This is a genomic window from Ideonella azotifigens, assembly GCF_006519715.1.
Classification (GTDB): domain Bacteria; phylum Pseudomonadota; class Gammaproteobacteria; order Burkholderiales; family Burkholderiaceae_C; genus Ideonella; species Ideonella azotifigens.
Genome location: NZ_VIDT01000224.1, coordinates 1 through 7,904, shown reverse-complemented (window position 1 = coordinate 7,904; position 7,904 = coordinate 1). Strand labels below are relative to the sequence as shown.

Sequence of the window (7,904 nt, the reverse complement as noted above, 5' to 3'; positions counted from 1 at the left end):
CGCCGCAGCGCCGGGCCGTGGCAGCATTTGCGGCGCTGGTGGCATGCCGCTGGCGATGGACCGACCCGATCCGACGACACTTCCGATCTCTGACTCCCTCACGCATGACCACCGAAGCGCCTCGCCCCGCCGAACCGCCGCCCCCGATCCGGGTGCTGACGGTGGACGACCACGCGCTGCTGCGCGAGGGCATTGCCAGCATGCTGGCGCAGCAGCCGGACCTGCAGGTGGTGGCCGAGGCGGGCAATGGCCGGGAGGCCGTCGAGGCCTTCCGGCTGCACCGGCCCGATGTCACGCTGATGGACCTGCAGATGCCGCTGATGGGCGGTGTGGAGGCAACGCTTGCGATCCGCGCCGAGTGGCCGCATGCCCGCATTGTCGCGTTGACGACCTACAAGGGTGATGTGCAGATCCGCCGTGCCCTGCAGGCCGGCGTGAGCGGTTACCTGCTCAAGAGCATGCTGCGCAAGGAGCTGGTGGAGGGCATCCGCCAGGTGCATGCCGGCCGGCGCCTGGTGCCGTCGGAAATCGCCGCCGAACTGGCCGAGCATCTGCTGGACGAGGCGCTCAGTCCGCGTGAGATCGAGGTCCTGCGACTGGTCGCCCAGGGCGGCTCCAACAAGCGGGTGGCGAGTTTGCTTACCGTGACGGAAGACACGATCAAGGCCCACATGAAGGGCATTCTTGCCAAATTGGGCGCAGTTGACCGCACGCATGCCGTGACGATCGCGCTGCGGCGGGGCATCATCGAACTCTGATCAGGCCGCGCATCCACCGGGCGGCCTGCTGCCTGTCACGCCGCTGTCAGGCTCGTTGTGCCGGCCCTTCACTTGCTTGCAGCCTGGCGCTGTCTCGTGTTCGGCGTGCTGCCGGCAAAGTGAAGCCGGCTTCAGGGCTTGGGCAAAAGAAATCCGGTGGGCCGCGGCGCATGCCGCAGCAGAGTTTTGTTGCTCCAGGAGGAAGTTGCTCGTGATGCAGTACCGTTTTTCGCACCCGTGGTCGGCGTTTTCGCGCCGTGTGGCCGGCCTGGCAGCATTTGCGCTGGTGGCCGGCGTGCTGGGCTCGCTGGCCAGCATGGCGCCGGCCTGGGCCGGTGTCATCTCGCCGACGGTGAGCTCGCTGTCGGGCACCAACCAGCGCCTGATCTCCTACCGCCACCAGGAGCACATGTGGATCACCGATGACGGCGTCTACCACCTGCTGGCCAACCGCGGTGCGCAGACCAGCGGCGACTCGCTGCAGCTCTACAACAGCACCGATGGCATCACCTGGACGGCGGCACTTTCGCTGGCGGGCACCGGGGCCAAGAGCACGTCGGATGGTTCGCTGAGCAACGGCGTCCTGTCGGTGGTCTATTCCGGCTCGTCCGACGAGATCCTGTTTGCCCCGCTGAAGTACGACCCGACGACGCAGGTCTGGCAGATGAAGGGCCCGGGTCAGACCGTGCGACCCAAGACGCCCGGCGGCTCCGCCGGTGCCACCAATCCCAGCCTGGTGCAGGACCGTGCCGGCAACTTCTGGGTCTCCTTCGTCGAGCAGGACAACGTCACCGGCACCTCGGTGCTGGTGCTCTACTACCGCGTCGCCGGTGGCAACACCTGGATCAACACCGGCGTCACCTTCGGCCCGCAGGACGCGTTGTCGACACTGGATTCACCACAGCGCAGCGCCCGCCTGGTGCTGACGCCGAATGGCATTGGCGTGGTGTATTCGGTTCGCGAAGGCATCTTCTGGCAGCAACGCCCGGCTGGCGGCACGCCGCAGGATCCGTGGCAGGCGCAGCAGACGCTGGACCCGGGCGACCCGAACAATGTCGACACCGACCCGATGGCCAGCCACTTCAGCCTGGCCACGGACGACCAGGGCTACATGCACCTGGCCTTCGTCAATGCCGGCTTCCCGTTCTACCTGCGCTACAACGCTGCTGCCAACGTGCTGGCCTGGTCCGTGCCCGCCACCCAGCTGACCAGCGACAGCATCAACGCGGGCTACCCGCAGATGAGCTGGATGGGCGGCTCGCAAGTGGCGCTGGTGGTCAATGCCGGCTCGATGCCGCGGCTCTACCAGTCGGCCTCGCGCGGTGCCAAGGGCAGCTTCGTCTGCACCGACCGCATGACCCATCCGCAGGCCACCACCGACAACGGCCTGAACTTCGACCACCCGCGCATCGAGACGCCTTCGAAGGTGCCGTCAGGCGTCTCGCCAATGCTGATGCAGTACACCAAGAACGGTGTGCAGAAGGCCTATGCCTACAGCTTCGACGCCAGCAGCGTCGCTGGCTGCCAGTGAAGGCAGCAGGGTCTTTGTTCGCAGCGCCGCACGGCAGGTGAGCGAGCCGGCGATTCACTGAAAAACGTGTTTTCTCATGAGGCCGCCCGGGCCATGCCCGGGCGGCCTTTTTCACGTCTGCACCACAGCTGCGCATGCTTCTTGCTCAGGGCTTACCCCGAGTTAATCGCCCTTTGGGTCCGGCCAGCGCATGTTGCGCAGGGCGGGTTCGATGGTGTGTGGTGTGGGTTGCGGGGTCGACTGTCAGGGGTCGGCCGTGCCTCCCGCCCTTGGTGGTGGGGTGAGGTTCAGGTTTGCCCCCGGTTCGTCAAGCGCCTGCAGAGCGCGGCGTCCGGGTCCTGGACAAAACCCCGTACCGGCGATCTCGCCAGATGGGAGTGTCATGTCAAGAAGCAGTACCAGGCCGGCAGCGGCCGGCTTGCTGGTCGGCCTCGCGGCCGCCGCAATGCTGGCGGGTTGCGGCCGCAGCAGTGAGTCCTCGGTCGCCACCCAGGTCGCCGTGCGCGTCAATGAACGCGACATCACTGTGCATCAGATCAATCAGCAACTGGCCCAAAGCCGACAGTTGGGGCCCGAGCAGGTCCAGGCTGCCAGCCGGGAGGTGCTGGAGCGGCTGATCGACCAGGAGCTGGCGCTGCAGCAGGCGCTGGACCAGAAGGTCGACCGCGAGCCGACCGTGGTGGCCGCCATCGAGGCCGCCAGGCGCGACGTGATCGCCCGTGCCTACATCGAACGCATCATCGGCGGTGTTGGCGCGCCGAATGCCACCGAGGTCCAGGCCTACTACCGGGCTCATCCCGAGCTGTTTGCCGAGCGCCAGATTTACACGCTGGTGCAAATGGACGTTGCGTTGCCAGAAGCCCGCCTGCCCGAGCTGCAGGCCAAGGCGCAGGAAGGCAAGGGCGTGGAGGCCGTCGCCAGTTGGGCGGCCAGCCAGTCGCTGGCGCACGCATCCACCCAGTCGACCCAGGCGGCAGAGACCCTGCCACTGGATCTCGTGCCGCAACTCGCCGCACTGCCGGCCGGGCATGGCGCTGTCCAGGCGGCCAACGGCGGGGCGCATGTCTGGTTCGTCACGGCGCGCCAGTCCTCGCCGGTGGCACTGGACCAGGCCCGGCCGGTGATCGAGCAGGCGCTGGTCAACGAACACAAGCGCCTGGCGGCGCTGGCCGAGGTCAAGCGGCTGCGCGGCACAGCGAAGCTGGAATACCAGGGGCCGTTTGCGGGTGCCGGTCCGGTGAAGACGGTGGCCCAGGCGGAGCCCGCTGCAGCCGCCGCCTCCGGCACCGCACTTGACGATGGGCAGCTGAAAAAAGGCCTGGGATTGCCATGATTGTTGTACCTGTTTCCTTTTGTGACATGGCTGCCGCCGTGCTGCCCCGTGGTGCGGCGCTGCTGGCCGCATGGCAGCGCATGCGAACCCGCTGCAAGGCTGCCGCCGCGATGGCCGCGGCAGCCTTGCTGATGTCCACCTCGCCTGCCTCCGGCTGGGCCCAGGGCGCGGCAGCCGCAGTGGGTGTTTCGCCCAGCGCTGCGGCGACCGCGCCAGCCGCGCCGCTGGCCGAATACCGGCTGGGTGGCGGTGACCTGGTGCGCGTGCTGGTCTACCAGAACCCGGACCTGACGATGGAAACCCGGTTGTCCGACAACGGGCTCATTTCCTATCCCCTGCTGGGTGCGCTGAAACTGGGCGGCTTGACGGTTGGCGAGTCAGAGCGAGTGATCGCTGACGGGTTGCGCAAGGGCGATTTCGTCAAGAACCCGCAGGTCAGCGTGCTGTTGATGACGGCGCGCAGCAGCCAGGTCAGCGTGCTCGGCCAGGTGCAGCGGCCGGGTCGCTATCCCCTCGAAACCGCGCAGACCCGTCTCAGTGACGTGCTGGCGCAGGCTGGCGGCATCCAGCCTTCGCTGGGCAGCGACCAGATCACCGTGGTCGGCATTCGTGATGGCAAGGCCTTTCGCAAGCTGGTCGACCTGCCGCAGGTCTTCAGCGGTGAGCAGCGGCCCGACGACATCATGCTGCAGGGCAACGACGTGATCTTCGTCGACCGCGCGCCGGTGTTCTTCATCTATGGCCAGGTGCAAAAGCCCGGCATGTTGCGCCTGGAGCGCGGCATGACGCTGCTGCAAGGCCTGGCGGCCGGCGGCGGCTTGACGCTGCGCGGGACCGACAAGGGCATTCGCCTGCACCGCCGCATGCTGGACGGCCATACCGCGGTCGTCGAGCCCGGCATGGACGACGCGCTGCGCGACGGCGACGTGATCTACGTGCGCGAAAGCCTGTTCTGAGCGGAGACGCAAGCCATCATGACCCTCTCACTGCCCCAATTCATTGCCGTGTTGCAAGGCCGCTGGAAGCTGGCGCTCGCGGTGCTCGCGACCACCGTGCTGCTGGCGATGGCCGTGACGCTGTTGATGACCAAGAAGTACACCGCCTCGGCCAGTGTGGTGATGGACGTCAAGCCTGACCCGCTGACCGGCATGGTGGCTGGCGGCGGCGTCAATGCAACGCTGATGGCCACGCAGGTCGACATCGTCGAGAGTGATCGTGTGACGCGCCGTGTGATCCAGAACCTGAAGCTGGATCAGAACCCGGCGTTGCGCGCCGCCTGGCTGTCGGCGACCAACGGCGTGGGCACGGTGGAAGACTGGCTGGCCAGGGTGCTTGCGGTTTCGCTGGACGTGCGTCCGAGCCGCGAGAGCAACGTGATGTTCGTCAGCTATGAAGCGGCCGATCCCGACTTCGCCGCGACGATGGCGAATGCCTATGTGCAGGCCTACATGCAGACGACGCTGGAATTGCGGGTCGACCCCGCCCGGCAGTACAGCGACTTCTTCGACCAGCGCAGCAAGGATGCACGCAACACGCTGGAGGCCGCGCAGGCCAAGCTGAGCGCCTTTCAGCGTGAGCACGGCGTGATCGGCAGCGACGAGCGCATCGACGTGGAGACCATGCGGCTCAATGAACTCAGCAGCCAGTTGGTGACACTGCAGGCCCTGTCGTCCGAAAGCCAGAGTCGTCAGGCACAGGTCCGTGGCGGCCACTCCGATCAACTCGCCGAAACGCTGACCAACCCGGTCGTGTCTAGCCTGAAGCTCGACCTGGGGCGGGCCGAGGGCAACCTCAAGGAACTCGGCATGCGTTTGGGTGCCAACCACCCTCAGGTCCAGCAGGCCCAGACCCAGGTCGCCGAGTTGCGTAACCGGCTGGCCAGCGAAATGGCGCGTGCCTCCGGCAGCGTTGGCGTGAGTGCCAGCATCAATGCTGCGCGCTTGGGTGATCTGCGCACCCAGTTGGACCAGCAACGTACCAAATTGCTGTCGCTCAAGCAGGTCAGAGACAGCATGGGCGTGCTGCAGCGTGACGTGGATAACGCGCAGCGTGTCTACGACCTTCTGGCGGGCCGACAAAGCCAGACGGCGCTTGAAACCCATGTGCAGCAATCCAACGTGAATCCGCTGAGCCCTGCCGTGGTGCCCGCCAGTGCGTCATCGCCCAAGCGCCTGCTCAACCTGGTGGCCTCGGTTTTCGCCGGCCTGTTCTTCGCCGCGCTCGCTGCACTGGTGGCCGAATTGCGTGACCGCAGGGTGCGTGGCCCAGGAGATCTGGTGCAGGCGCTGGGCTTGCCGATGCTGGGCGTGTTGCCGACACCGCGCAACCCCAAGCTGAACGCCCAACAACTCAAGCAGCGCGTGGTCACCGGCCGCGCGCTGACCCCGGCCCGCCGTTGAAGCCAAGGAGCGATTCGATGAATTTGCAGGACATCCTCGCCCCCCGCCCGAAGGCGGCCAGGCCCATGCCGTCGGATGCCGAAGACGGCACGCCATCGCACACCCCTGCGGACGGCACGCGCACGCTGGGCGAGATCCTTGCCGAGCTGCGCCAGCTGTCGCCCGAACAGATCGAGAAAGTGGGCAGCCACCAGCGCGAGAACGGCCTGCGTTTTGGCGAGGCCGCCATCGAGCTCGGCCTGGTGTCGCACGACGACGTGCTGCGTGCGCTGTCGCTGCAGTTCAACTATGCCTACGGCAGCGACGAGAGCCAGCGCCTCAGCCCCGAGCTGGTCGCGCTGAACCAGCCGTTTGGCCACCAGGCCGAGGCCTTCCGCATGATCCGCTCGCAACTGCAGCTGCGCCTGGGCGGTGCCGAAGGGCCGGTGCGCACGCGCCGGCGCGCGCTGGCCGTGGTCAGCCCCAATTCCGAAGATGGCAAGACCTATTTCTGCGCCAACCTGGCGGTGGCGCTGAGCCAGCTGGGCCAGCGCACGCTGGTGGTCGACGCCGACCTTCGCGGCCCGCGGCTGCACGAGGTGTTCGGTGTGCCCAACGACCTGGGCCTGTCGGGCCTGCTGTCCGGCCGCCATGGCGACTCGGTGATCAAGCCGGTGCCCGGTGTGCCGGATCTGTTTGTCTGCCCGGCTGGCACCCGCCCGCCGAATCCTCTGGAGCTGCTGGAGCGCCCGGCCTTCGGTTTGCTGATGCACGAGCTGCAGCAGCGCTTCGACCATGTCATCGTCGACACGCCGGCTGCCGAATACGGCGCGGATGCATTGGTGGTCTCCGCCCGCTGTGGCCAGGCGCTGGTGCTGGCGCGCAAGCATGCCAGTCAGGTGGCCACGCTGCAGGAACTGAGCGCCTTGCTGAGTGCCGCCAACACCACGCTGACCGGCGTGGTGATGAACGACCGCTGAGCGGGTGCACAGCCTGATGAGCTCGGTGCTGAGCCCCTCCCGACCGCTGCGCTCCGGCCAGGCGGCGTGGGCATGGGGCTGGCTGGCGCTGGGGCTGGCGGTGATGTATGTGCCGGCCCTGCTGGCGCTGGCACGTGATCTGTGGGGCACCGACCGGCAGGGCCATGGCCCGCTGGTGCTGCTGGTGGCCGGCTGGTTGTTCTGGCGCCAGTGGCCGGCGCTGAATGCCGCGGACGGGCGCCGGCCCGCCCTTGTTGCCGGTTGGCTGCTGCTGGTCGCGGGCTTGCTGCTCTACGTGCTGGGTCGATCGCAATCGACCTACGTGTTCGAGATCGGTTCGCTGATTCCGATGGTGGCGGCCTGCGTGCTGCTGCAGCAGGGTGGCGCTGGCCTGCGCACCGTGGCCTTCCCGTTGTTTTTCCTGCTGTTCGTCGTGCCGTTGCCCGACAGCTGGGTCGACCTGCTGACCCAGCCGATGAAGGCTGCCGTTTCTGCCGTCGCCGAATGGCTGCTGCGCAGCCTGGGCTACCCAATTGCCCGCACCGGCGTGGTCCTGCAGATCGGGCAGTACCAATTGCTGGTGGCCGATGCCTGCGCCGGCATCCAGTCGCTGTTCACGCTGGAAGCGCTGGGATTGCTGTACCTGAATGTGGTGCGGCATTCTTCGGCGCTGCGCAATGTGGCGTTGGCGATCCTGGTGGTGCCGGTCAGCTTCACGGCCAACGTGGTGCGGGTGGCGGCGCTGTGCCTGATCACTTACCACCTGGGCGATGCAGTGGGGCAGGGCTTCCTGCACCAGTTCTCCGGGCTGCTGCTGTTCCTCACGGCCTTGCTGCTGATCATCGCCGTGGACAGCGGCCTGCGCCGGCTGTCCCTGGCACGCGGAGGCAAGCAATGAGCGGCGTGACCAGCCTGCCGCCGGTG

At 67.2% G+C, this 7,904-nt stretch carries 7 protein-coding genes; all 7 read left to right on the top strand.

From position 1 onward, the window contains the following. Positions 1-104 precede the first annotated feature (104 nt). Positions 105-758, top strand: coding sequence for a response regulator transcription factor (locus FKP22_RS14835; RefSeq protein WP_141288246.1), 654 nt, complete (start codon positions 105-107; stop codon positions 756-758). Between the two features lie 211 nt (positions 759-969). Then, positions 970-2,289, top strand: coding sequence for a hypothetical protein (locus FKP22_RS14830; protein WP_141288245.1), 1,320 nt, complete (start codon positions 970-972; stop codon positions 2,287-2,289). A gap of 382 nt (positions 2,290-2,671) precedes the next feature. Then, positions 2,672-3,622 carry an EpsD family peptidyl-prolyl cis-trans isomerase gene (locus tag FKP22_RS14825; RefSeq protein ID WP_170200912.1) on the top strand — a complete coding sequence of 317 codons (951 nt, stop codon included), beginning with the start codon at positions 2,672-2,674 and terminating at the stop codon, positions 3,620-3,622. A gap of 26 nt (positions 3,623-3,648) precedes the next feature. After that, positions 3,649-4,578, top strand: a complete 930-nt coding sequence (gene epsE / locus FKP22_RS14820; RefSeq protein ID WP_231011744.1) for a polysaccharide export protein EpsE — start codon at positions 3,649-3,651, stop codon at positions 4,576-4,578. Between the two features lie 18 nt (positions 4,579-4,596). Next, the gene (gene epsF, locus FKP22_RS14815; protein WP_141288243.1) at positions 4,597-6,021 is read left to right on the top strand and encodes a chain length determinant protein EpsF; all 1,425 of its coding nucleotides are present in this window, start codon (positions 4,597-4,599) and stop codon (positions 6,019-6,021) included. A 17-nt stretch (positions 6,022-6,038) separates the two neighbouring features. Continuing rightward, entirely contained in the window at positions 6,039-6,980 is a 942-nt protein-coding gene (locus FKP22_RS14810) for a polysaccharide biosynthesis tyrosine autokinase (RefSeq protein WP_141288242.1), read from the top strand. Positions 6,981-6,996: 16 nt separating this feature from the next. Further along, positions 6,997-7,878: an exosortase B gene (gene xrtB, locus FKP22_RS14805; RefSeq protein ID WP_141288241.1), complete on the top strand. Its 882-nt coding sequence runs from the start codon at positions 6,997-6,999 to the stop codon at positions 7,876-7,878. Positions 7,879-7,904 lie beyond the last annotated feature (26 nt).